Raw genomic sequence first — 23,569 nt, forward strand, 5'->3', positions numbered from 1 at the left:
CTCCAGAGTCCTGAATGAGTGCGAAAGAACGCATGCAGAGGACATAGCAGGAGTCGTGCCTGAAATTAATATCTATGTATTTCAGATAGTTAAGATAAAAACCTAGAAACTGGTGAAGCTAGAAATCAGCCAAAGTGTCCAGTTGCTGTTGCCCTGGCAACAGTGGGAGCCGGCTTGCTGGCGATGGCGGCAATGAATCCAGCATCACCCGTCCAGACAATCCACCCTACAGCACCACATTGCGCACGAAGCGCACCGCAACCTCGCCATCATTGCGATAACCATGTGGCTGGTTGCTCGGAAACATGAAGAACTCCCCCGTCGCCACCGAGCGCTGTTCTTCGCCCAGCCACACGGTGAGGCACCCCTCGAACACATAAAGCTGTTCGCTCCAGCCATCGTTGTCCGGCTCGGAGTGATAATGCTCGCCCGGCTCCAGCCGCCATTCCCACAGTTCGACCTCGCGACTGGCCACCGCCTTGGCCAGCAGCACGGCCTTGCTGCCAGGAATCGAACCGGCCCAGGCCAGTTCGTTGATGCGGCTTGGGTCGCGGGCATCCGGAGCCTGGATCAGGTCGCTGAACGCCACATCAAGGGCTTCGGCCACGCGGTCGAGGGTGGTCAGGCTGACGTTCTTCTCCCCCGCCTCGATGGCCACCAGCATGCGCCGGCTGACCCCGGATTTCTCCGAGAGTGCCGCTTGGCTCAACTGCGCTTCATGTCGCAGGCGTCGCACATTGAGGCTTACGTGTTGCAGGACCGAAGCGCGCTGCGAAGTTTCTTTGTGCACTATATTGCTCACAGAATAGGTTTGCGCAGTATACTGCCCATCTTTCGACGCATTGTGCGTCCCACTCAAGGTAGCGCGCAAGGCCATGGCATCGGTCAAATCCAGCAATCCAATCCCTTCGATCCTAAGGTTCAGCAAAGCCGAGTGCGTGCTGATCCTGATCACCATGATCTGGGGCGGCACCTTCCTGCTGGTCCAGCACGCCATGACCGTCAGCGGGCCGATGTTCTTCGTCGGCCTGCGCTTTGCTGCCGCGGCCAGTATCGTCGCGCTGTTCTCCATGCGCAGCCTGCGCGGCATGACCGTCTTCGAGGTCAAGGCCGGGGTGTTCATCGGTACCGCGATCATGCTCGGCTACGGCTTGCAAACCGTGGGCCTGCAGACCATTCCCAGCAGCCAGTCGGCGTTCATCACCGCGTTGTACGTACCCTTCGTGCCGCTGCTGCAGTGGCTGGTGCTGGGCAAGCGACCGGGGCTGATGCCGAGCATCGGCATCATGCTGGCCTTTACCGGGTTGATGTTGCTGTCCGGGCCGAACGATCCGCAGCTCAATTTCAGTTCGGGGGAAATCGCCACCATCATCAGCGCCATCGCGATTGCCGCCGAGATCATCCTGATCAGCAACTATGCCGGCAAGGTCGACGTGCGCCGCGTCACCGTGGTGCAACTGGGCACGGCTTCGGTGCTGGCGTTCCTGATGATCGCGCCGACCCAGGAGCAGTTGCCGGTGTTCTCCTGGACGCTGCTGCTCAGCGCGGTGGGTTTGGGCGCGGCCAGCGCGGCGATCCAGGTGGCGATGAACTGGGCGCAGAAGAGCGTTTCGCCGACCCGGGCGACCTTGATCTATGCCGGGGAGCCGGTCTGGGCCGGGATCGCCGGGCGGCTGGCCGGTGAACGGTTGCCAGGGCTGGCGTTGGTCGGCGCCGGGTTGATCGTGGCGGCGGTGATCGTCAGTGAGTTGAGGACCAAGGGCAAGAGTGTCGAGGTGGTTGAGGAAGATGTAGAGGCCGAGGGGTTGGACTCGAACAATCCCTGATATTTCCAGGCCAGCCCTTGCCACAGGAGAACATCCCTCCAGGCTGAACAGACTTCTGTGAGGCAGGGCCTCTGTGATTCAAGGCTTCTGTGAGTCAGGGGCTCTGTGATGCAGGGCTTCTGTGAAGCAGGGGCTCTGTGGCGAGCGGGCTTGCCCGCGCTCGGCTGCATAGCAGCCGCAACCCCCAAGAACCCATTCCGCCTGATACACCGCGACCTCTAGTCTCAGGGCTGCCTTGCAGCCCAGCGCGGGCGAGCCCGCTCGCCACATAGGGTGTACGCCCCAACTCACTGCAACATCCCAATCGTCCAGTCAGGATAGGCACATTAGGAAATTACGACCTACCTTGTAGGATTCTGCCACAGGTTCCAGGTTGGTGATCCCGGTCGGGCCACGTATGATCCTTGGCAAACTCCTGCAGATTAGAAGCCTATGTCACTGATAGTTCTACTGCTTCTGCCTTTTTTAGGTAGCTGTCTGGCAGCTGTGCTGCCCCATAACGCGCGTAACGCTGAATCCATTCTGGCCGGCCTGGTGGCTTTGGTAGGAACGATTCAGATGGCCTTGCTGTACCCCGAGATCGCCCACGGCGGCGTGATTCACCAGACCATCAGTTGGCTGCCCAGCCTCGGCCTGGACCTGGTCCTGCGCCTGGACGGTTTCGCCTGGCTGTTTTCCATGCTGGTGCTGGGCATCGGTACGCTGGTGTCGCTGTACGCCCGCTACTACATGTCACCGGACGACCCGGTGCCGCGCTTCTTCGCCTTCTTCCTGGCCTTCATGGGCGCGATGCTCGGCCTGGTACTTTCCGGCAACCTGATCCAGATCGTGTTCTTCTGGGAACTGACCAGCCTGTTCTCGTTTCTGCTGATCGGCTACTGGCACCACCGCTCCGACGCCCGTCGTGGCGCCTACATGGCGCTGACCGTCACCGGCGCCGGCGGCCTGTGCCTGCTGGCGGGAGTCATGATGCTCGGCCATGTGGTCGGTAGCTACGAGCTGGATGTGGTGCTGGCCGCCGGCGACAAGATCCGCGCCCACGCCCTCTATCCAGTCCTGCTCCCGCTGGTCCTGATCGGCGCCCTGAGCAAGAGCGCACAGTTCCCCTTCCACTTCTGGCTGCCGCGGGCGATGGCCGCGCCGACGCCGGTATCGGCCTACCTGCACTCGGCGACCATGGTCAAGGCCGGGGTGTTCCTGCTGGCACGGCTGTGGCCGTCGCTGTCGGGCAGCGAGGAATGGTTCTGGATCGTCGGTGGTGCCGGCGCGGCAACTCTGGTGCTCGGTGCCTACTGCGCCATGTTCCAGAACGACCTCAAGGGCCTGCTGGCCTACTCGACCATCAGCCACCTGGGCCTGATCACCCTGCTGCTCGGCCTGAACAGCCCGCTGGCCGCCGTGGCCGCGGTGTTCCACATTCTCAACCACGCCACCTTCAAGGCCTCGCTGTTCATGGCCGCCGGCATCATCGACCATGAAAGCGGCACCCGCGATATCCGCAAGCTCAGCGGCCTGGTCAAGCTGATTCCGTTCACCGCCACCCTGGCGATGGTCGCCAGCGCCGCGATGGCCGGGGTACCACTGCTCAACGGCTTCCTGTCCAAGGAAATGTTCTTCGCCGAGACGGTGTTCATCAATTCCACCGCCTGGGTCGAATTTGCCCTGCCGATCGTTGCGACCATCGCCGGTACCTTCAGCGTCGCCTACTCGCTGCGCTTCACGGTCGATGTGTTCTTCGGCCCACCGGCCAAGGACCTGCCCCACACGCCTCATGAACCGCCACGCTGGATGCGCGCACCGGTCGAGCTCCTGGTGTTCACCTGCCTGCTGGTGGGGATCTTCCCGGCCCAGGTGGTCGGCGCAATTCTCGCGGCCGCCGCGCTGCCGGTGGTCGGTGGCAACCTGCCCGAGTACAGCCTGGCGATCTGGCACGGCCTGAATGCGCCGATGGTCATGAGCCTGATTGCCATGTCCGCCGGCGTCCTGCTCTACCTGCTGCTGCGCAACCAGCTCAAGCGCGGGCGCTTCGCCCATCCGCCGCTGGTGGGCCGCCTCGACGGCAAGCATCTGTTCGAAGCCGTGCTGGTCATGAAGATGCGCTTCGCCCGGCGCCTGACCCGCCTGCTCGGCACCCAGCGCCTGCAACCGCAACTGTTCATGCTGGTGCTGGTGGCGCTGGTCGCCGGCCTGGTCCCGATGCTGCACAGTGCCCTGAGCTGGGGCGATCGGCCGAAGATTCCTGGCTCGATCGTCTTCGTCACCCTCTGGCTGCTGGCGATCGCCTGCGCCCTGGGCGCCGCCTGGCAGGCCAAGTACCACCGGCTGGCGGCCCTGACCATGGTCAGCGTTTGCGGCCTGATGACCTGCATCACCTTTGTCTGGTTCTCCGCGCCGGACCTGGCCCTGACCCAACTGGTGGTCGAGGTGGTGACGACGGTGCTGATCCTGCTCGGCCTGCGCTGGCTGCCACGGCGGATCGAAGAGGTCTCGCCGCTGCCCAACAGCCTGCGCAAGGCGCGTATCCGCCGCCTTCGCGACCTGCTGCTGTCGGTGCTGGTTGGCGGCGGCATGGCGTTGCTGTCCTACGCCATGCTCACCCGCCAGACGCCGAACGACATTTCCTCGTTCTACCTCAGCCGCGCCCTGCCCGAAGGCGGCGGCAGCAACGTGGTCAACGTGATGCTGGTGGATTTCCGCGGCTTCGATACCCTCGGTGAAGTCACCGTGCTGGTGGCCACGGCGCTGGCGATCTTCGCCCTGTTGCGCCGCTTCCGTCCACCCCGCGAGAGCCTGCAATTGCCCAACCAGCAACGCCTGCTGGCCAGCGACGTGGTCACCGACCTGGTCAACCCGCGCAGCGCCAGCGACACCGCGCTGGGCTTCATGATGGTGCCGGCGGTGCTGGTGCGCCTGCTGCTGCCGATCGCCTTCGTGGTCTCGATGTACCTGTTCATGCGCGGACACAACCAGCCGGGTGGCGGCTTCGTCGCCGGGTTGGTGATGTCGGTGGCGTTCATCCTGCAATACATGGTCGCCGGCACCCAGTGGGTCGAGGCGCAGATGAGCCTGCGGCCACTGCGCTGGATGGGCTTCGGCCTGCTGTGCGCGACGCTGACCGGGCTGGGGGCGATGGCCTTCGGTTATCCGTTCCTGACCACCCATACCGCGCACCTGCACCTGCCGCTGCTGGGCGATATCCATGTCGCCAGTGCGCTGTTCTTCGACATCGGCGTGTACGCGGTGGTGGTCGGTTCGACCCTGCTGATCCTCACGGCGCTGGCACACCAGTCGGTGCGTGCGCACCGGCCGGGCCAGTTGACCGCATTACCCGGCAAGCCTGCACTCAAGGGAGGAACTGCCTGATGGAAGAAGTCATTGCCATTGCCATCGGTGTACTCGCCGCCTCCGGCGTCTGGCTGATCCTGCGACCCCGGACCTTCCAGGTGGTGATGGGCCTGTGCCTGTTGTCCTATGGGGTCAACCTGTTCATCTTCAGCATGGGCAGCCTGTTCATCGGCAAGGAGCCGATCATCAAGGACGGCGTGCCCCAGGACCTGCTGCACTACACCGACCCGCTGCCCCAGGCGCTGGTGCTGACGGCGATCGTCATCAGCTTCGCCATGACCGCGTTGTTCCTGGTGGTCCTGCTGGCCTCGCGGGGCCTGACCGGCACCGACCATGTGGACGGTCGGGAGCCCAAGGAATGAACCTGATACCGCACCTGATCGTCGCCCCCATCCTGCTGCCGTTGCTCACCGCCGCGCTGATGCTGATGCTCGGCGAGAAACATCGTCCGCTCAAGGCTCGCCTCAACCTGGCGTCGAGCCTGCTGGGCCTGGGCATTTCCGCGTGGCTGCTGGTCTGGAGCCAGCAGTCGGGGGAGCCCGCGTCCGTCGGCGTGTACCTGCCGGGCAACTGGCAGGCACCATTCGGCATCGTACTGGTGGTCGACCGTCTCTCGGCCCTGATGCTGGTGCTGACCGGCATCGTCGGCGTCTGCGCCCTGCTGTTCGCCATGGCCCGCTGGGACCGGGCCGGCAGCAGCTTCCATGCGCTGTTCCAGATCCAGCTGATGGGCCTTTACGGCGCCTTCCTGACCGCCGACCTGTTCAACCTGTTCGTGTTCTTCGAAGTGCTGCTGGCGGCCTCCTACGGCATGATCCTGCATGGCTCCGGACGGGCGCGGGTGTCCTCGGGCCTGCACTACATCGCGATCAACCTGTTGGCCTCGTCGCTGTTCCTGATCGGCGCGGCGCTGATCTACGGCGTGACCGGCACCCTGAACATGGCCGACCTGGCCGTGAAGATCCCCCTGGTATCGGAAGCCGACCGCGGCCTGCTGCATGCCGGCGCGGCGATTCTGGCGGTGGCGTTCCTGGCCAAGGCCGGGATGTGGCCGCTGAACTTCTGGCTGGTGCCGGCCTATTCCTCGGCCAGCGCACCGGTGGCGGCCCTGTTCGCGATCATGACGAAGGTGGGCGTCTACACCCTGCTGCGCCTGTGGACCCTACTGTTCTCCGGGCAGGCCGGCGCCTCGGCGTATTTCGGCGGCGACTGGCTGATCTACGGTGGCATGGCGACCATCGGCTGCGCCGCGATCAGCATCGTCGCCGCCCAGCGCCTGGAACGCATGGCGAGCCTGAGCATCCTGGTGTCGGCGGGCATCCTGCTCGCGGCGATCGGCTTCGCCCAGCCGGGGCTGACGGCGGGTGCGCTGTTCTACCTGGTCAGCTCGACCCTGGCGATGAGCGCGCTGTTCCTGCTCGCCGAGCTGATCGAACGCTCGCGCTCGGCCAACGAGCTGCCGCTGGATGAAGACATCGACCCGCTGCCCCGGCCGCTGGAGTCGCTGCACCCGCGCCCCGGCACCAACCTGGACGACGAGCAGAAAGCCGTGGTCGGCCAGGTCATTCCCTGGACCATGGCCTTCCTCGGCCTGAGTTTCATCGCCTGCGCCCTGCTGATCATCGGCATGCCGCCGCTGTCGGGCTTCATCGCCAAGCTGAGCCTGCTCAGCGCGTTGCTCAATCCCCTCGGGCTCGGCCAGGAAGCACCGATTACTCCGGCGGCCTGGGCCCTGGTGGTGCTGCTGGTGGTGTCCGGCCTGGCCTCGCTGATCGCCTTCAGCCGCATGGGTGTCCAGCGGTTCTGGAGCCCGGCGGATCGCCCCTCGCCGGCCCTGCGCCGGTTCGAGTGCCTGCCCATCGTCGCCCTGCTCGGCCTGTGCATCCTGCTGACCGTCAAGGCAGAACCGCTGTTGCGCTATACCCAGGACACGGCTGCCAGCCTGGCCAACCCCGAGCATTACATCAGCACGGTACTGGCGACCCGCGCCCTGCTGAGCCCATCGGCCAAGAGCGTTGCGCAGGAGGTACAGCCATGAAGCGCCTGTTCCCTGCCCCCTGGCTGTCCCTGGCGCTGTGGCTGCTGTGGCTGGTGCTGAACCTCTCGGTCAGCCCCGGCCACCTGCTGCTGGGCGCGGCCCTGGGCTTTCTCGCCCCCCTGATGATGGCGCCGCTGCGGCCGCTACCGATCCGCATCCGCCGGCCACGGGTGATCCTGCGCCTGTTCCTGCTGGTGGGCCGCGATGTCATCGTGTCCAATCTGGCGGTCGCCTGGAGCGTGCTAAACGCCGGCCGCCGGCCGCCGCGCTCGGCGTTCATCAAGGTACCGCTGGACCTGCGCGACGCCAACGGCCTGGCCGCGCTGTCGATGATCTGCACGGTGATTCCCGGCACGGTCTGGTCGGAACTGGCACTGGACCGCAGCATCCTGCTGCTGCACGTGTTCGACCTGGATGAGGAAGCGCCGTTTATCCAGCACTTCAAGGATACCTACGAACGCCCCCTGATGGAGATCTTCGAATGAGCGCCCTGCTCGCCAACGCGATCCTGTTCAGCCTGTTCATCTTCAGCGTGGCCCTGGTCTTGACCGTAGTGCGGCTGTTCAAGGGCCCCTCGGCACAGGACCGGGTCCTGGCGCTGGACTACCTGTACATCGTCGCCATGCTGATGATGCTGGTGCTGGGCATCCGTTATGCCAGTGACACCTACTTCGAGGCGGCGCTGCTGATCGCCCTGTTCGGCTTCGTCGGCTCCTTTGCCCTGGCCAAGTTCCTCCTGCGCGGCGAGGTGATCGAATGAGCGAATTATCCCTGTGGATCGAGATTCCGGTGGCGCTGCTACTGGTACTCGCCAGCCTGTTCACACTCTGTGGCGCCGTCGGCCTGTTGCGCATGAAGGACTTCTTCCAGCGCATGCACCCGCCGGCACTGGCTTCGACCATTGGCGCGTGGTGCGTGGCGCTGGCGTCGATCCTGTACTTTTCCGGGCTGAAGTCGGAGCCGGTGATGCATGCCTGGCTGATCCCGATCCTACTGTCGATCACCGTGCCGGTGACCACCCTGCTGCTGGCGCGAACCGGACTGTTCCGCAAGCGCATGAGCGGTGACGATGTGCCGGGCGAAGTCAGCAGCGGGCGTACCGAAGGCGGCAGCTGAAATGCCATCGCCAGCCCACCGGTGGCGAGCGGGCTTGCCCGCGCTGGGGCGCAACGCGCCCCCGAGCCAGTGACACCACCAGGCCCCGTACAGCCTTCCCTATCAACGCTCCACAAAAAAACTCCGCCCCTCGCTCTTGAGCAGCTCAAGAAGGCTCTGCGCCGCCGGAGACAGATAGCCGCCGTCGCGCACCGCGGCCACCAGTGTACGTTTCATGGTGGTTTCCTTGAGCGGCACCTCGCGCAAGTGCATCGCCCCGCGCACGTCCTCCAGGGTATTGCGCGCCAGAAAGCTCAGCAGCCGGGTCTGGCCGATCAGCCGTGGCAGCAGGGAAATGGTGTTGGTCTCGATCTGCACCGACGGCAGCGGCATGTCGCGGGCCAGGAACACGCCATCGATCCAGCGGCGGGACGAGACGCCGGTCGCTGGTAGCACCCAGCGGTAGCGCCCCAGTTCGCTCAGGCGGATCGGGCCGTCGAAGATCGGGTGGTTGCGGCTGGCGACCACCACCGCCTCGTCATCGAACAGTGGATGGGCCAGCAACTGCGGATCGTTGTCGAACCGTGGGCAGATCACCACGTCCAGTCGTCCGGAACGCAGGGACTCGAGCAGCATGGTGTCCTGGCCGATCACCAGGTTCAGGGTGATCTGCGGGGCGCGCTCAAGCAGGGTCGCGGTCAGTTGCGGCAGCAGGTACTCGGCCATGCTCGACGCACAACCCAGGCGGATATTGCCCAGCACGCCGCTGGCAAAGTCGCGCACCTCGCGGTGGGTTTCCGCAATGTTCTGCTGCAGTTGCCCGGCCCGCTGCTGCAGCAGCACTCCCACCGGTGTCAGTTTGATGCGTCGACCTTCGCGCTCGAACAGCTTGGTGCCGAACGACTCCTCCAGACGCTGGATGCTCTTGGTCAGCGCCGGCTGGCTGCGATTGAGCTTTTGCGCAGCGCGCCCCAGGTGCCCCAGCTCGGCGATGGTTTCGAAATAGGTGAGGTCCCGCAGGTCCATAATTGATCAACCAAAGTTATAGGTTCATGACAATTAGAAACTGGACTTGATTGATTACGCTATCGATAATTTACCCATCGCGTCGATCTCAACGCCCTGCAACTGGTGCGTCCGGCGCTCTGGAGGGAGTTTTGTCCGATTCATCGCGTTTTTCCCTGGGCCACTGGCCACGTCCGCTGCAATGGCTGGCGCTGATTGTTCTTGCCGGCAGCGCCGGACAACTGCTCAAGCACTTCGAACTGCCGGCGGGTCAATTCATCGGCCCCATGCTGGTGGCGATCGGCTTTGGCGTCAGCGGCGCCCGTATCCGCATCCATCGCCAGGCCTTCCGCCTCGGCCAGGGCTGCATCGGCCTGCTGGCTGCCCATTCGATGACCCTGGCCGTGATCGAGGCGATGGCCGACTCCTGGCACCTGATGCTGTTCGCCACGGTCCTGACGGTGGCCCTGAGTTCCCTGGTCGGCCTGGCGATGGTCCGTTTCGGCGGTATCCAGGCCAGCACCGCCGCCTGGGGCACCTCGCCCGGCGCGGCCTCGGCCATGGTCGCGATGGCCGACGATTTTGGTGCCGACGGCCGGGTGGTAGCCACCATGCAATACGTGCGAGTGGTCTGCGTGGTGGTGATCGGTGCGCTGGTCAGCCATGTACTCGAAGCACCGGCCAGCGGTAGCGAACAGCATGCAATTGCAGCGACCCAGCACGGCCTGGATCTGCTCAGCCTGGGGCTGACGCTGGCGACCGTGGTGGTCGGCGTGCTGCTCGGCGCTCGCGTACCGGCCGGCGCCCTGCTCGTACCCTTGCTGATCGGCGGCGCGCTGCAACTGTCCGGTCTGCTGCACATCACTCTGCCCGCCTGGCTGCTGGCAACGGCCTACGGCGCCATCGGTTGCTACGTCGGCCTGCGCTTCGACCGCCCCACCGTGCTCTATGTCTGGAAGCGCCTGCCGGCGATGCTGGTCAGCGCCATCAGCCTGATAGCCCTGTGTGCCGCCTCGGCGTGGCTGCTGGCGAAATGGCTGGGCCGGGACTTCCTCTCGGTCTACCTGGCAACCAGCCCTGGCGGCCTGGACACCATGGCGATCATCGCCGTCGACACCCACTCCGACGTCGGCCTGGTGCTGGCAATGCAAACCCTGCGCCTGCTGGCGGTGATCTTCACCGGCGCCTACTTCGCCCGCCTGGTGATCCGCTTCGCGCGCCAGGACTGATAGCCGTACAACGCGAGGTTGCACATGCCCCGTCCTGCTGCCTGAAACAACACCGCTTAACGATTTATTTGACGTTTTTTTCTCATCTGCCGCTCTACATTCCCGCCCGGACAAACATGCGAATGATTCCTATTGTTTAACCGGAGCGGCGATGGGGCGGCAGTTGCCTCGTGCCCGCTCCCCGCACTTCCCCAAAGACCGCAGGAGCTTGCACCCGATGATTTCCCGTTGCCCTTCGCTGTTCAGAATCACCCTGCTGGCCACTGCCCTGTTCGGTGCTGGCTACGCCTACGCGGCCCCCAGCGCCGAGGGCATCGTGGTCTACAACGCCCAGCACGAAAGCCTGACCAAGGCCTGGGCCGAGGGTTTCACCCGGGAGACCGGGATCAAGGTAACCCTGCGCAACGGCGACGACACCGAGATGGGCAACCAGCTCGTCCAGGAAGGCGACAAGTCGCCGGCTGACGTGTTCCTCACCGAAAACTCGCCGGCCATGGTACTGGTGGACAACGCCAAGTTGTTCGCCCCGGTTGCACCCACCACCCTGGAACAGGTAGGTGCCGCCTACCGCTCGGCCCACGGTAACTGGGTTGGCATTGCCGCCCGCTCCACCGTGTTCGTCTACAACAAGGACAAGCTGACCGAGGCACAACTGCCCAAGTCGCTACTCGACCTGGCCAAGCCCGAGTGGAAAGGCCGCTGGGCCGCCTCGCCTGCCGGTGCCGACTTCCAGGCCATCGTTGCCGCCGTGCTGGCACTCAAGGGCGAAGCCGCCACCCTCGACTGGCTGAAGGCGATGAAGACCAACGCCTCGATCTATCGCGGCAACAGCGCCGTACTCAAGGCCGTCAATGCCGGTCAAGTGGAAAGCGGCGTGATCTACCACTACTACAGCTTCGGCGACCAGGCCAAGACTGGCGAGAACAGCAGGAACACCTCGCTGCACTACTTCAAGCACCAGGATCCGGGCGCCTTCGTCAGCCTCTCCGGCGGCGGCGTACTCAAGTCCAGCAAACACCAGGAAGAAGCCCAGGCGTTCCTCAAGTGGGTCACCAGCAAGGGCGGCCAGGCCGTGCTGCGCGACGGCACCTCCTTCGAATATGCCGTCGGCGTCGGAGCCGACTCCAATGCGAAGCTGGTACCGCTCAAGGATCTCGACGCACCTAAGGTCGACGTATCGAAACTCGACAGCAAGAAGGCCGTGGTCCTGATGACCCAGGCCGGAATCCTGTAATTGATCCCAGAGTCCAACCTCCCCCTGGACCCCGCCGCAGTCGCTCACGCGCCTGCGGCGCTTTCGCATGGGCGAACCAGAAAATTCTTCGGGCGCCAGACCAGCCCCTGGATCGTCGGGCTGTCGTTGCTGATGTCCCTGCTGGCCTTGCTGCCCATCGCCTTCGTCATCCTTTCGACCTGGCAGACCGGCTGGAGCACCCTGCTGGAACTGGTATGGCGCCCACGGGTGGCGGAGCTGGCGGTCAACACCCTGTTGCTGAGCGTCATCACCCTGCCCCTGTGCATGGCCCTGGGCCTGGCGCTGGCCTGGCTGACCGAACGCACCGACCTGCCCGGCCGGCGTCCCTGGTCGTTACTGGCCACCGCACCGCTGGCGGTACCGGCGTTCGTCCACAGCTACGCCTGGGTCAGCCTGGTGCCGTCGATCCACGGCCTTGGTGGCGGCGTACTGGTTTCAGTGGTCGCCTATTTCCCGTTCCTCTACCTGCCGATCGCCGCGACCCTGCGGCGCCTGGACCCGGCCATCGAGGACGTTGGCGAGTCCTTGGGGCTCAAGCCCTGGGCGGTGTTCGTGCGCATCGTGCTGCCGCAATTGCGGCTGGCGATCTGCGGCGGTTCGCTGCTGGTCGGTCTGCACCTGCTGGCTGAATACGGTCTCTACGCGATGATCCGTTTCGACACCTTCACCACGGCGATTTTCGACCAGTTCAAGTCGACCTTCAGCGGCCCGGCGGCCCATACCCTCGCCGGCCTGCTGGCGCTGTGCTGCCTGGGGCTGCTGACTGTCGAATCGGCCGCCCGTGGCAAGGCTCGCTATGCCAGGATCGGTTCCGGCAGTGCTCGCCAGCAACGCACGGTGTCACTCGGTCCTGGCGGCAAGCTGCTGGGCCTGGGCCTGACACTGCTCACCAGTGCACTGGCCCTCGGAGTGCCGTTGATCACCCTGGGCAACTGGCTGCTCACGGGAGGCGCAGAGGTCTGGCAAGCCGATGAGCTGTGGCCGGCGTTGCAACAGACGCTGCTGCTCGGGACTACCGGCGCGCTGCTGACCACCTGCGCCGCGGTGCCGGTGGCCTGGTTGTCGATTCGCTCCCCTGGCCGCCTGCACCGCCTGCTGGAAAGCTGCAACTACATCACCAGTTCGCTGCCCGGCATCGTCGTCGCGTTGGCGCTGGTCACCGTGACCATCCACTTCGCCCGGCCGATCTACCAGACCTCGATCACCGTGCTGCTGGCCTACCTGCTGATGTTCATGCCGCGGGCCCTGGTCAGCCTGCGTGCCGGCATCGCCCAGGCCCCGGTGGAACTGGAGAATATCGCCCAGAGCCTGGGCCGCTCGCCGGCGCGGGCCCTTTGGCTGATCACCCTGCGCCTCGCTGCACCGGGTGCCGCTGCCGGTGCCGCGCTGGTGTTCCTGGCCGTGGTCAACGAGCTGACCGCGACCCTGCTGTTGGCCCCCAACGGCACGCGCACCCTGGCCACCGGCTTCTGGGCCCTGACCAGCGAAATCGACTACGCTGGCGCCGCGCCCTATGCGCTGATCATGATCCTGCTGTCGCTGCCGCTGACCGGGCTTCTCTACCACCAATCCAAACGCACGGCGGGCCGATGAACGCTCTGGAACTCAACTCGCTCTACAAGTCCTTCGGCGCGCAACCGGCCCTGGAAAACATCAACCTGTCGATCGCCACCGGCAGCCGCACGGCAATCGTCGGCCCCTCGGGCTCGGGCAAGACCACGCTGCTGCGGATGATCGCCGGCTTCGAGTTCCCCGATTCGGGCAGCATCCTGCTCGACGGCCAACCACTGGTGGACACACACACCGCGATCCCGGCCCATCAGCGCCTGATTGGCTATGTGCCGCAGGACGGTGCACTGTTCCCGCACATGACGGTGGCCGACAACATCGGCTTCGGCCTCACAGGCAAGTCCAGCGAAAAGCAGCCGCGCATCGCCGAGCTGATGGGAATGGTCGCACTGGATGCACAGATGGCCCGGCGCTGGCCCCATGAACTGTCCGGCGGCCAGCAACAGCGGGTGGCCCTGGCCCGTGCGCTGGCTCAACGTCCACGGCTGATGCTGCTGGACGAACCGTTCTCGGCCCTCGACACCGGACTGCGGGCGGCCATGCGCAAAATGGTCGCGCGCCTGCTGTCGGATGCCGGGGTCACCACCATCCTGGTGACCCACGACCAGGCCGAGGCGTTGTCGTTTGCCGATCAACTGGCGGTGATGCGCCAGGGCCGACTGGTGCAGGCCGGGGCGCCGATGGATCTGTATCTACGCCCGACGGACGAGGACACCGCGCTGTTTCTCGGCGACGCGGTCATCCTGCCGGCGCGAATCGAGGACGGCTGGGCAGAGTGCGAGCTGGGGAAAATTGCGGTCAACGATGAAGGGCTGCATGGCCCGGCACAGATCATGTTGCGCCCCGAGCAACTGCAGTTGGCCATTCCAGGGAAGGGTGAGACCAAGGGCAGCCCGGCCGTGGTGACCGACTGCGACTTCGGCGGCAACACCTGCACCCTGACGGTGGAACTGACCAACGCCAGTAAGCGTCCGCTGCTGGTCCGCAGCAGCGGCATGTTGGCACCGAGGGTCGGCAGCCAGGTGCTGGTATCGACCCTCGGCCATGCCCACGTGCTGGATTAGCAGGTCAGCACGCCAGTCGCCGTGCGGGCCGGCTGGGCCCAGGGGGCGACCAGGCGTTCAGGGGTACCGCAAGCCTTGCGTTTCAACACGAAGTTGCGGCATTTGCCGGCGAAGCCGTTACGGTCCTGTACCATGTCCTGCTGCATCTGCGCCAGCTCCAGGTCGCGGCAGTACTCCATCGCCTCCAGGTCCGGCGTCTGCTTGTCCTCGCGGGCCATGTGCGGCTCGTCGACCAGGCGCTGCGCCTCGCCCATCAACCATTCGCCAAAGGCCTGCGGGCAACGCGGGCCGATACCCTGGAGCATGCCCATGGCCAGCGCCTGAGTGGTACTGAGCGGCAGGCACTCCTGGGTCAGTTGCAGCGCCAGCTCGGCACCCACTGCACGCGGCAGGCTGTAGGTCCAGTATTCGGAACCGTAGAGGCCCATGGTTTTGTAGTGCGGGTTGAGCACGATGCCATCGCGGGCCAACACCACGTCCGCCGCCAGCGCCAACATCACCCCACCCGCGCCAGCGCTGCCGGTCAGGCCACTGACCACCAGTTGCCGGGCGCTCAGCAGTTCGCGGCAGACATCGTTGATCGCGCGGATATTCGCCCAGGCTTCCAACCCCGGCACGGCGGCCGCCTGGATGACATTCAGGTGCACACCGTTGGAGAAGCTGCCCTGCCCGCCACGGAATACCAGGACCTTGGTGTCCTGCGCCCTGGCCCAGCGCAGCGCGCTGACCAGCCGACGGCATTGCTCGGTACTCATCGCGCCGTTGTAGAAATCGAAGGTCAGTTCGCCGACCTCACCCACCTGGCGATAGCGAATCGGCTGATAGGCCTCCTGGCACTGCCGATGGGTGCTGATCGACCAGTCCAGGGTCGGCACCTGGTCCAGGCGTCCCGCCAAGACATGGCGAGCCGGACGCTTGAAGGTTTCCTCACCGACGGCGGGCTTGCGCCGCAGCGAGCCGATCCACAGGCTATGATCGCCGGTGGCGACCAGCACCGCGTCATCGTGCACCGCCAGCAGTTGCCCCGGCGTTCCGCAGCGGCTATCCAGATGAGCGTCGTAGAGGTAGTACTGTTCGCCCTGGAGACTGGCGAGTACCCCGGGCTGGCCATCGGCGGCATCAATGCGGCGCTTGATGAACTCGGCGCTGTCATGCCAGCTGAAGCTGCGGTCGCTCTGCTTCATGTTTGGCTGCAGGTGTCCGTGAACCCCTGGCGCGTCGTAATCCAGCGGCGTCGGCTCGAAGTCGGTACCGAACTTGGCCACCACTTCCTGTATGCAGATCAACGCCGCATCCGCCACCGGCCCGTTGTACAGCTGCGACTTGCGCACCTGGGCAGGCATGTCGAACTCGCGGGTTGCCCAGATTGCGCCGCTGTCCATCTCCTCGGCCGCCTGCAGGGCGGTCACGCCCCAGCGCGGAAGTTTGCGGGTGATGGCCCAGTCCAGTGCGCTGGCGCCACGGTCGCCGACGATCCCCGGATGGATGATCACCACCGGACGCTCGGTGTTACGCCAAAGTTGTTCGGGAACACGGTCCTTGAGAAACGGGCAGATCACCAGTTGCGCGCCGCTGCCCTCGATCTGCCGGCAGACCTCTTCTTCGTGGCTGAACAGCACCACGCTGGGCTCGTGCCCGGCTTCGCGCAACGCCAGCCAGGCACGCTGGGTAAGACCGTTGAATGCGGTGGACAGCAGAATGATTTTCAACGAGCGCATGACTAACCTCCTCCGTGAGCATGTACCGGGCCCATTGCTGCGACGAGCAATCCCTGGCCCGGCTGGAGTGGCTACAGTAGCGCGGTGTGAGGAGTCGGCCTTGACCGAGGTCAAGGCCTGGGGTGCAGGCGTCAGCGGTGACGAGCGCGGGCTTCGCTGGCGGTATGGCCGAAGAAATCGCGGAAGCAGCGGCTGAAGTGCGCCGAGCTGACGAAGCCACAGGCAGTGGCGATGTTGATGACCGACTCGTTGGTCTGCAGCAGCAACTGCCGGCCACGGGTCAGGCGCAGTTCCAGGTAGTAGCGCTTGGGCGAACTCTGCATGAACTGCTGGAACAGCCGGTCGACCTGGCGCCGCGACAGGTTGACATAAGCCGCCAACTGGTCGAGTTCCAGCGGGTCCTCGATGTTGTTTTCCATCAGGTCGAGCAGGCTTTGCAAGGCCACCGGCAGGCGCGGATCACGGGAGACCCGAGCCAGCGGCATGTTGTCGGTCTGTTCGCTGCGGTCACAGCTGAGGATCGCCTCGATACCGCGAACCAGCTCGTCACCCTGCTGGGCGCGAATCACGTTGAGGATCAGGCCCAGGGCGCTGTTGGCGCCAGCGCAACTGATCAGCCCACCATCGACCACATAGGGCTGTGGCAACAGCCGCACCGTCGGGCAGATCTCCATCAGGCCGGCCCGGTTCTCCGGGTGCACGGTGCAGGAGCGGCCGTCCAGCAGGCCGGCGTGGGCCAGTTGGAAACAGCCATTCCACAGGCTGCCCAGTTGCATCGACGCCCGCGCGCACTGGCGCAGCTTCTCCACCAATTTGCCGGCCGGCTGCAACGAGCTGCGCAGACCACCGCAAACGATCAACAGGTCGGCAGCATCCGGGCGCAAGGCGCTGATGCAGTCGTCGGCGGCGATGGAGATGCCCAGGTCGCAGGCGATCTGCAGGTGATCGATGCCGAAGGTTTTCATTTCATACAGCGGCGCCCGCCCGAGCAGGTTGGCGGTGACCAGTCCATCCAGTGCACCGGTGAAAGCCATCATCGAGAAGTTGTCGAGCAGCACGAAGGCAATCCGCCGCGTCGGCGGTGGCGTGGCAGCCTGGCCCGACTCGTTGAGGTAGGCGAGGTTCAGGGTCTTGAGGCTGCGACTGAATTGGCGGTGCCCCGCTGGCGGTGTTTCGGACATGCGTGATGATGCTCAAGGGAAACCGGGAAGCTGGTGGGCAGCAGAATATCGCGTTCATGCAGCGTCATCAAAACTGTTCGCAAGACCGCTACGCGGTTTTCTTTGACAGCCGCCACGCCGGAGAAAACAATGCCGCCTGGCACAGCACCCATGGTGTCTTTCGGAGAGGGTATGAACAAGATACTGCCGATCTTGTCGGGCCTGGCAATCGGCCTGATGCTGAGCGGTTTCACCCAGGCGACGGCCAATGCGCCGATCAGGCTGGACGACTACACCCTGGGCAAGATCAACCTGATCGAGTCTCGCCTGGCCAGCGCCCCGGCAGAGACAGCAGGGCAGCGCATCGACGAGATTTCCGCCAGCTTCCTCGGCACACCTTATGTACCGCATATGCTGGTGGGCTCGCCAACCTCTGCGGAAAAGCTGGTCATTGATTTCCGCGGCCTGGATTGTTTCACCTACCTGGATTACGTCGAAGCCCTGCGCAAGTCCGACAACCTGCCGCGCTTCATCGAGAACGTGGTCCGTACCCGTTACGAACACGGCGACGTCAGCTACCTCAACCGCAAGCATTTCTTCACCGACTGGGCCCACGCCACGCCGCTCAACGCCCGCGATGTGACCCGCGAAACCAGCCCGGACGCCACCACCGTCACCAAGGTACTCAAGACCCCGGCGGGCGGCAGTTCGAGCACCGAGGTGGCCCGTGCCATCAGCTACATTCCCAGCCAACGCGTCGACGATGCCGTCATTTCCCGCCTACGTACCGGCGACTACATCGGCATCTACACACCCGCCGAAGGCCTGGACGTGACCCACACCGGCATCTTCATCATGACCGACAAGGGCCCGGTACTGCGCAATGCCTCCGCCCAGTCGAGCCATTACCAGGTCATCGACTCGCCTTTCCTCGCCTATGTGAAGAAGACTCCGGGGATCGTGGTGCTACGAGCGCTGTAGGCTCTCCGTCCGCCTCGAAAGCTGTCGTTACATATATCGGGAAATACCTGTGACAAGGCCGTAATACCCTGCCCGTCTACCCTTGAACCTGCCGACAGGGAATGTCAGCGGGAAGCTGCCACACGTCGGCAATTTCCCTTAAACCTAAACGGATGGGTTAATCTCAAATCATGGTGACGACAGCGCGATTCGACGATGTCCGGGTAGTGATCTACTCCAACGACCACCGGCCCTGCCACGTGCATGTCATGAACTGGGAGCACGAAGCGGTGTTCCATCTGCGGTGCCCCGAGGGTCCGCCGCAACTGCGGAGCAATTACGGTTTTTCCTACCGCAGGCTCAAGCTTCTGTGCGCACTATTGAACGAAGACCTGGCCTATCAATGCCAGCAGTGGAAGGAGATCCACGGTGACTTTGACTGAACTTGAATTCAAGCAGGCGAATGCCCCTCAACCCAAGGCGCCTCGCGCGCAAGAGGTCCATTACGATGCTGCAGCCGATTGCGTGGTGATCCGCCTCGACTCCGGGGTAAGCCTGTCATTCCCGCCGCGGCTGGCCCAGGGGCTGGTCGAGGCCAAGCCTGCGCAACTGGCGCAGATCGACATCAGCCCGAGCGGCCAGGGGCTGCACTTTCCGGAGCTGGATGTCGACCTGCATCTGCCGGCGCTGATCCACGGCGTACTGGGCAGCGCTTCGTGGATGGCCGGCCAGTTGGGCAAGAAAGGCGGCTCGCGCTCAACCGAGGCCAAGTCCAGGGCCGCCCGCGAGAACGGCAAGCTGGGCGGTCGCCCGCGCAAGCGCCCGGCCATCTGAATCACGCCAAGGCGCCTCACCTCGTCGGCAGGAAGGGAAAACAAAACGTTTTTTGTATACCATATCCTTTCCATCCCCCTCGAATGATCGCGCCGTGAGCCTACCGAAACTCAACCTGCCGGACCTGGGCAACGCGCCCTCCACCTCGGAGATCATCACCCGGCACCTGCGCGATGCGATCGTCGCCGGCAACTTCGCCGAGGACGAACCGATTCGCCAGGACGAAATCGCCCGCCAGTTCAATGTCAGCAAGATCCCCGTGCGCGAGGCGCTCAAGCGGCTGGAGGCCGAGGGGCTGGTGATGTTCCAGCGCAACCGGGGGGCGATGGTCACGCGCCTCTCCGAGCTGGAACTGGCACAGATGTTCGAGGTGCGCATGCTGCTCGAGGACAAGGTGCTGCGCCTGGCCATCCCGAACATGACCGAAAGCACCTTCGCCAAGGCCGAGCGTATCTGCCAGGAGTTCGTCGGCGAGAACGACGTCGGCCGCTGGGCCGAACTCAACTGGGAACTGCACGCCTGCCTCTACGAGCCGGCGCAACGGCCTTTCCTGGTGGGCATGATCCGTTCGGTCAACGACAAGCTGGAACGCTACCTGCGCATGCAGATGAGCCTTTGCGCCGGCAAGGAGCGCGCCGATCACGAACACCGCGAGATCATCGAGGCCTGTCGGGCTCGCGATGTCGAGCGGGCGGTGAAACTGCTCGACGAACACATCGCCGGCGTCTGCGCGACCCTGCTCGAACACCTGCCCCGCTCACATTGAGGCGAAAGCCATTGTGCTGATTTCGTCATGAGGGCCCGGTAAAAGCATCAAGCCGGACAGCCCTCGCCCAGGCCACTCTGCGAACTCCTTCATTCGACAGTGGCCTGCCATGCAACGTATCAGCGTGATCGACTCTCATACCGGCGGCGAACCGACCCGCCTGGTGACCGCCGGTTTCCCCGACCTCGGTCGCGGCAGCATGGCCGAACGCCGCCAGCGCCTGGCCGAGCAGTACGATGCCTGGCGGGCCGCCTGCGTACTCGAACCGCGCGGCAGCGACGTGCTGGTCGGCGCCCTGCTCTGCGAGCCGGTGGACCCACAGGCCTGTGCCGGCGTGATCTTCTTCAACAACACCGGCTACCTGGGCATGTGCGGCCACGGCACCATCGGCCTGGTGGCCTCCCTCGCCCACCTGGGCAAGATCGGCCCCGGCACCCACGCGTTCGAAACCCCGGTCGGTACGGTGCACGCCACCTTGCACGAGGACCGCTCGGTCAGCGTGCGCAATGTGCCGTCCTACCGTTACCGCCGGGCAGTGACACTGGAGGTGCAAGGCATCGGCCAGGTGATCGGTGATATCGCCTGGGGTGGCAACTGGTTCTTCCTGATCGCCGAGCATGGTCTCGACGTCGCCAGCAACAACCTCAATGCGCTCACCGCCTACACTTTCGCCGTGCAGCAGGCACTGGAACGACAGGGTATCCGCGGCGAGGACGGCGGCCTGATCGACCACATCGAACTGTTCGCCGACGACGCCCGCGCCGATAGCCGCAACTTCGTCCTCTGCCCCGGCAAGGCCTACGACCGCTCGCCCTGCGGCACCGGTACCAGCGCCAAGCTGGCGTGCCTGGCCGCGGATGGCAAGCTGCAACCAGGGCAGATCTGGCGCCAGGCGAGTGTCATCGGCAGCGAATTCGAAGGTTCCTACGAGGCCGCTGGCGAACGTATCGTGCCGACCATCCGTGGGCGCGCGCATATCAGCGCCGAAGCGACGCTGATCCTCGAACAGGATGATCCGTTCGCCTGGGGCATCCGCCTGTGAACGAAGGCGCGGTGGCCGACGTGATCGTGATCGGTGCCGGTATCGTCGGCGCCGCCTGTGCCCAGGCCCTGGCCCGCCGTGGCCTCGACGTGCTGGTGGTGGACGCCGGCCTGCCCGGTGCCACGGCGGCGGGCATGGGCCATCTGCTGGTACTCGATGACAATCCGGCGGAGCTGGCGCTGAGCCAATACTCGGTACAACGCTGGCGTGAACACGCCGCCGACCTGCCGCAGCAGTGCGCCTATCGCAGCAACGGCACGTTGTGGATCGCCGCCAATGTCGAGGAAATGATGGTCGCCGAATGCAAATACCACAACCTGCAGGCCCACGGCATCGCCTGCGAACTGCTCAACGGCCAGGCCCTGCACGAGCGCGAACCGCAACTGCGCGAAGGACTCGAGGGCGGCCTGCTGATCCACGGCGACGGCATTCTCTATGCGCCGGCTACCGCCCGCTGGATGCTGGAAACCCCGGGCATTCGTCAGCGTCGGGCGCGGGTCTGCGAAGTCGACGGCAACCGCGTACGGCTCGACAACTGCCACTGGCTCGCCGCCAACGCCGTGGTCCTGGCCAACGGCGTGCAGGCCGATGAGCTATGCCCGGAACTGCCCATCGAACCGAAGAAAGGCCACCTGCTGATCACCGACCGCTATCCCGGCAGCGTCACCCACACCCTGGTCGAGCTGGGCTATGTCACCAGCGCCCACAACGCCAAGGGCCCGTCCACCGCCTGCAACATCCAGCCACGACCGACCGGCCAGTTGTTCATCGGTGCCTCGCGGCAGTTCGGCACCCGTGACCTCACAGTCGAAAGCTGGATGCTGGCGAAGATGCTCAAGCGTGCCGTCGAGTACCTGCCAGGCCTGGCCCGACTCAACGCGATCCGCGCCTGGACCGGCCTGCGCGCCGCGAGTCCCGATGGTCTGCCGCTGGTGGGTGAACATCCGCAGCGCAAGGGCCTGTGGCTGGCTGTCGGCCATGAAGGGCTGGGCGTCACCACGGCGCCCGGCACTGCCGATCTGCTGGTCGCGCAGCTGTTCAACGAAACGCCGCCGCTCGATACCGCCGCCTACCTGCCCCAGCGCTTTCCTGGAGTCTCGTCCCATGCCTGAACTGATACTGGACGGTCGCGCCCTGCGCGTCGCCGAAGGCACTACCGTGGCCGCTGCGTTGGCCCTGGGCGGTGACGGTTGCAGCCGGACCTCGGTCAGCGGTCGCCGCCGCGCGCCGCTCTGCGGCATGGGTATCTGCCAGGAGTGTCGAGTCAGTATCGACGGCTATCGCCGCCTGGCCTGCCAGACCTTGTGCCAGGACGGCATGCGCGTGGAGACCCGGCCATGATCGAAGCCACCGACCTGCTGATCATCGGCGCCGGCCCCGCCGGTATCGCCGCAGCCCTCGCCGCCGCGCCAAGCGGTGCGCGCATCACCCTGATCGACGACAACCCGCTGGCCGGCGGGCAGATCTGGCGCGACGGGCCACAGGCCAAGCTGCCACCCCTGGCCCGTCAGTTGCGCCAGCGCCTACAGGACTGCGCCAATGTGCGCCACTACCCCGCCACTCGAGTCATCGCCCAGAGCGGTTCGAAACAACTGCTGCTCGAAGACCCGCAACGCGGCTGGCAGATCCGCTACGACAAACTGATTCTCTGCACCGGTGCCCGCGAACTGCTGCTACCCTTCCCTGGCTGGACCCTGCCCGGCGTCACCGGTGCTGGAGGCCTCCAGGCGTTGATCAAGGGCGGCCTGCCGGTGAGCGATGAACGCCTGGTGATCGCCGGGAGCGGCCCGTTGCTGCTGGCCAGCGCCGCCACCGCGCGGCAGGCCGGGGCGCAGATTCTGCGGATTGCCGAGCAAGCCCCAGACGCCGCCGTCGCCGGCTTCGCTGCGCAATTGCCGCGCTGGCCGCACAAATGGCTGCAAGCCTTCGGCCTGTTCGACCGTCACTACCGCACCGACACCCATGTACTCGCCGCTTTCGGTAGCGACCGCCTGGAAGGCGTACGCCTGCAGCAGCGAGGCAAGATCGTCGAACTGGCATGCGATCGACTGGCCTGCGGCTTCGGCCTGATCCCCAACACCCAGCTCGGCCAGGCCCTGGGGTGCGCCCTCGCTGGCCAAACCATTGCCGTCGACGAGTGGCAGGCCACCAGCCTGGCCGACCATTACGCCGCCGGCGAGTGCACCGGTTTCGGCGGCAGCGAACTGGCCCTGGTCGAGGGCGCGATCGCCGGCCATGCGGCGGTTGGCGAACAGGAAGCCGCTCGCGCCCTGTGGTCGCGCCGGGCGCGCTGGCGGGGTTTCGCCCATAGCCTGAACAAGGCCTTTGCCCTCGATCCACGGCTCAAGTCCCTGGCCGAACCGGACACTCTCGTCTGCCGTTGCGAAGACGTCACCTACGCCGCCCTGCTCGGCCACCGCGACTGGCGCGAGGCCAAGCTGGCCAGCCGCTGCGGCATGGGCGCCTGCCAGGGACGCGTGTGCGGCGGTGCCACCGCGCACCTGTTCGGCTGGCAGCCCGTGGCGCCACGGCCACCGTTCAGTCCAGCACGGATCGACACCCTGTTGTGCCTGGACGACACCCCACCGGCATGAACCGCGGCGCAGGACTTTCGGCAACCCCGGCGGATCTCTATGATCCCCAGGGTTGCCACCAGACGCCTG

22 protein-coding genes and 1 pseudogene are annotated in these 23,569 nt (G+C 65.2%); 19 read left to right on the forward strand and 4 right to left on the reverse strand.

Annotated features, from left to right (window positions below; translation table 11 throughout):
• Positions 1–226: 226 nt before the first annotated feature.
• Entirely contained in the window at positions 227–790 is a 564-nt protein-coding gene (locus AC6I6U_RS20615; protein ID WP_497877874.1) for a helix-turn-helix domain-containing protein, read from the reverse strand.
• Here AC6I6U_RS20615 and AC6I6U_RS20620 point away from each other — a divergent pair.
• The 7 genes and pseudogenes from AC6I6U_RS20620 to AC6I6U_RS20650 all read left to right on the forward strand — a co-directional run bounded on the left by AC6I6U_RS20620 (position 785) and on the right by AC6I6U_RS20650 (position 8,325).
• Positions 785–1,826: pseudogene (locus AC6I6U_RS20620) on the forward strand (DMT family transporter). The gene AC6I6U_RS20615 and the pseudogene AC6I6U_RS20620 overlap by 6 nt on opposite strands.
• 432 nt (positions 1,827–2,258) lie before the next feature.
• Entirely contained in the window at positions 2,259–5,189 is a 2,931-nt protein-coding gene (locus AC6I6U_RS20625) for a monovalent cation/H+ antiporter subunit A (protein ID WP_497877875.1), read from the forward strand.
• Positions 5,189–5,533, forward strand: a complete 345-nt coding sequence (locus tag AC6I6U_RS20630; protein WP_007986256.1) for a Na+/H+ antiporter subunit C — start codon at positions 5,189–5,191, stop codon at positions 5,531–5,533. The genes AC6I6U_RS20625 and AC6I6U_RS20630 overlap by 1 nt, the downstream gene beginning before the upstream one ends.
• The gene (locus AC6I6U_RS20635; RefSeq protein ID WP_497877876.1) at positions 5,530–7,209 is read left to right on the forward strand and encodes a monovalent cation/H+ antiporter subunit D; all 1,680 of its coding nucleotides are present in this window, start codon (positions 5,530–5,532) and stop codon (positions 7,207–7,209) included. The genes AC6I6U_RS20630 and AC6I6U_RS20635 overlap by 4 nt, the downstream gene beginning before the upstream one ends.
• Positions 7,206–7,694, forward strand: coding sequence for a Na+/H+ antiporter subunit E (locus tag AC6I6U_RS20640; protein WP_497877877.1), 489 nt, complete (start codon positions 7,206–7,208; stop codon positions 7,692–7,694). Before AC6I6U_RS20635 ends, AC6I6U_RS20640 begins: the two co-directional genes overlap by 4 nt.
• The gene (locus tag AC6I6U_RS20645; RefSeq protein WP_497877878.1) at positions 7,691–7,969 is read left to right on the forward strand and encodes a K+/H+ antiporter subunit F; all 279 of its coding nucleotides are present in this window, start codon (positions 7,691–7,693) and stop codon (positions 7,967–7,969) included. The genes AC6I6U_RS20640 and AC6I6U_RS20645 overlap by 4 nt, the downstream gene beginning before the upstream one ends.
• Complete coding sequence (locus AC6I6U_RS20650; RefSeq protein ID WP_497877879.1) at positions 7,966–8,325, forward strand: Na+/H+ antiporter subunit G; 360 nt, start codon at positions 7,966–7,968, stop codon at positions 8,323–8,325. Before AC6I6U_RS20645 ends, AC6I6U_RS20650 begins: the two co-directional genes overlap by 4 nt.
• A gap of 102 nt (positions 8,326–8,427) precedes the next feature.
• On the opposite strand, the gene AC6I6U_RS20655 is transcribed toward AC6I6U_RS20650, so the two are convergent.
• Positions 8,428–9,330 (reverse strand): LysR family transcriptional regulator, encoded by a 903-nt coding sequence (locus AC6I6U_RS20655; RefSeq protein ID WP_497877880.1) that lies wholly within the window; start codon positions 9,328–9,330, stop codon positions 8,428–8,430.
• A gap of 131 nt (positions 9,331–9,461) precedes the next feature.
• Here AC6I6U_RS20655 and AC6I6U_RS20660 point away from each other — a divergent pair, with 131 nt between their 5' ends.
• From AC6I6U_RS20660 to AC6I6U_RS20675, 4 genes are all read left to right on the forward strand, one after another.
• Complete coding sequence (locus AC6I6U_RS20660; protein WP_497877881.1) at positions 9,462–10,538, forward strand: AbrB family transcriptional regulator; 1,077 nt, start codon at positions 9,462–9,464, stop codon at positions 10,536–10,538.
• A 217-nt stretch (positions 10,539–10,755) separates the two neighbouring features.
• A complete protein-coding gene (locus tag AC6I6U_RS20665) occupies positions 10,756–11,772 on the forward strand; it encodes an iron ABC transporter substrate-binding protein (RefSeq protein ID WP_497877882.1) in 1,017 nt (338 codons plus the stop codon).
• A gap of 3 nt (positions 11,773–11,775) precedes the next feature.
• A complete protein-coding gene (locus tag AC6I6U_RS20670; RefSeq protein WP_497883071.1) occupies positions 11,776–13,386 on the forward strand; it encodes an ABC transporter permease in 1,611 nt (536 codons plus the stop codon).
• Positions 13,383–14,426 (forward strand): ABC transporter ATP-binding protein, encoded by a 1,044-nt coding sequence (locus AC6I6U_RS20675; RefSeq protein ID WP_497877883.1) that lies wholly within the window; start codon positions 13,383–13,385, stop codon positions 14,424–14,426. Before AC6I6U_RS20670 ends, AC6I6U_RS20675 begins: the two co-directional genes overlap by 4 nt.
• Here the strand turns inward: AC6I6U_RS20675 and AC6I6U_RS20680 are convergent.
• A complete protein-coding gene (locus AC6I6U_RS20680) occupies positions 14,423–16,144 on the reverse strand; it encodes a hydrogenase maturation protein (protein ID WP_497877884.1) in 1,722 nt (573 codons plus the stop codon). The two genes, AC6I6U_RS20675 and AC6I6U_RS20680, sit on opposite strands and share 4 nt — an antisense overlap.
• 131 nt (positions 16,145–16,275) lie before the next feature.
• Positions 16,276–17,325, reverse strand: coding sequence for a GlxA family transcriptional regulator (locus AC6I6U_RS20685; protein ID WP_497877885.1), 1,050 nt, complete (start codon positions 17,323–17,325; stop codon positions 16,276–16,278).
• Positions 17,326–17,496: 171 nt separating this feature from the next.
• Here AC6I6U_RS20685 and AC6I6U_RS20690 point away from each other — a divergent pair, with 171 nt between their 5' ends.
• The 8 genes from AC6I6U_RS20690 to AC6I6U_RS20725 all read left to right on the forward strand — a co-directional run bounded on the left by AC6I6U_RS20690 (position 17,497) and on the right by AC6I6U_RS20725 (position 23,500).
• Entirely contained in the window at positions 17,497–18,285 is a 789-nt protein-coding gene (locus AC6I6U_RS20690; protein ID WP_497877886.1) for an N-acetylmuramoyl-L-alanine amidase-like domain-containing protein, read from the forward strand.
• Positions 18,286–18,455: 170 nt separating this feature from the next.
• On the forward strand, positions 18,456–18,707 hold the full coding sequence (locus AC6I6U_RS20695) for a DUF4160 domain-containing protein (protein WP_497877887.1): 252 nt from the start codon (positions 18,456–18,458) through the stop codon (positions 18,705–18,707).
• Positions 18,694–19,098, forward strand: coding sequence for a DUF2442 domain-containing protein (locus tag AC6I6U_RS20700; RefSeq protein ID WP_497877888.1), 405 nt, complete (start codon positions 18,694–18,696; stop codon positions 19,096–19,098). Before AC6I6U_RS20695 ends, AC6I6U_RS20700 begins: the two co-directional genes overlap by 14 nt.
• A gap of 94 nt (positions 19,099–19,192) precedes the next feature.
• Positions 19,193–19,864, forward strand: coding sequence for a GntR family transcriptional regulator (locus AC6I6U_RS20705; protein WP_497877889.1), 672 nt, complete (start codon positions 19,193–19,195; stop codon positions 19,862–19,864).
• Between the two features lie 109 nt (positions 19,865–19,973).
• Entirely contained in the window at positions 19,974–20,906 is a 933-nt protein-coding gene (locus tag AC6I6U_RS20710) for a 4-hydroxyproline epimerase (RefSeq protein ID WP_497877890.1), read from the forward strand.
• A complete protein-coding gene (locus AC6I6U_RS20715; RefSeq protein WP_497877891.1) occupies positions 20,903–22,018 on the forward strand; it encodes an NAD(P)/FAD-dependent oxidoreductase in 1,116 nt (371 codons plus the stop codon). Before AC6I6U_RS20710 ends, AC6I6U_RS20715 begins: the two co-directional genes overlap by 4 nt.
• Positions 22,011–22,247 (forward strand): (2Fe-2S)-binding protein, encoded by a 237-nt coding sequence (locus AC6I6U_RS20720; RefSeq protein WP_497877892.1) that lies wholly within the window; start codon positions 22,011–22,013, stop codon positions 22,245–22,247. The genes AC6I6U_RS20715 and AC6I6U_RS20720 overlap by 8 nt, the downstream gene beginning before the upstream one ends.
• Complete coding sequence (locus AC6I6U_RS20725; protein ID WP_497877893.1) at positions 22,244–23,500, forward strand: FAD-dependent oxidoreductase; 1,257 nt, start codon at positions 22,244–22,246, stop codon at positions 23,498–23,500. Before AC6I6U_RS20720 ends, AC6I6U_RS20725 begins: the two co-directional genes overlap by 4 nt.
• Positions 23,501–23,569: the final 69 nt, after the last annotated feature.

The organism is Pseudomonas sp. UTLPPB19802, from assembly GCF_059730225.1.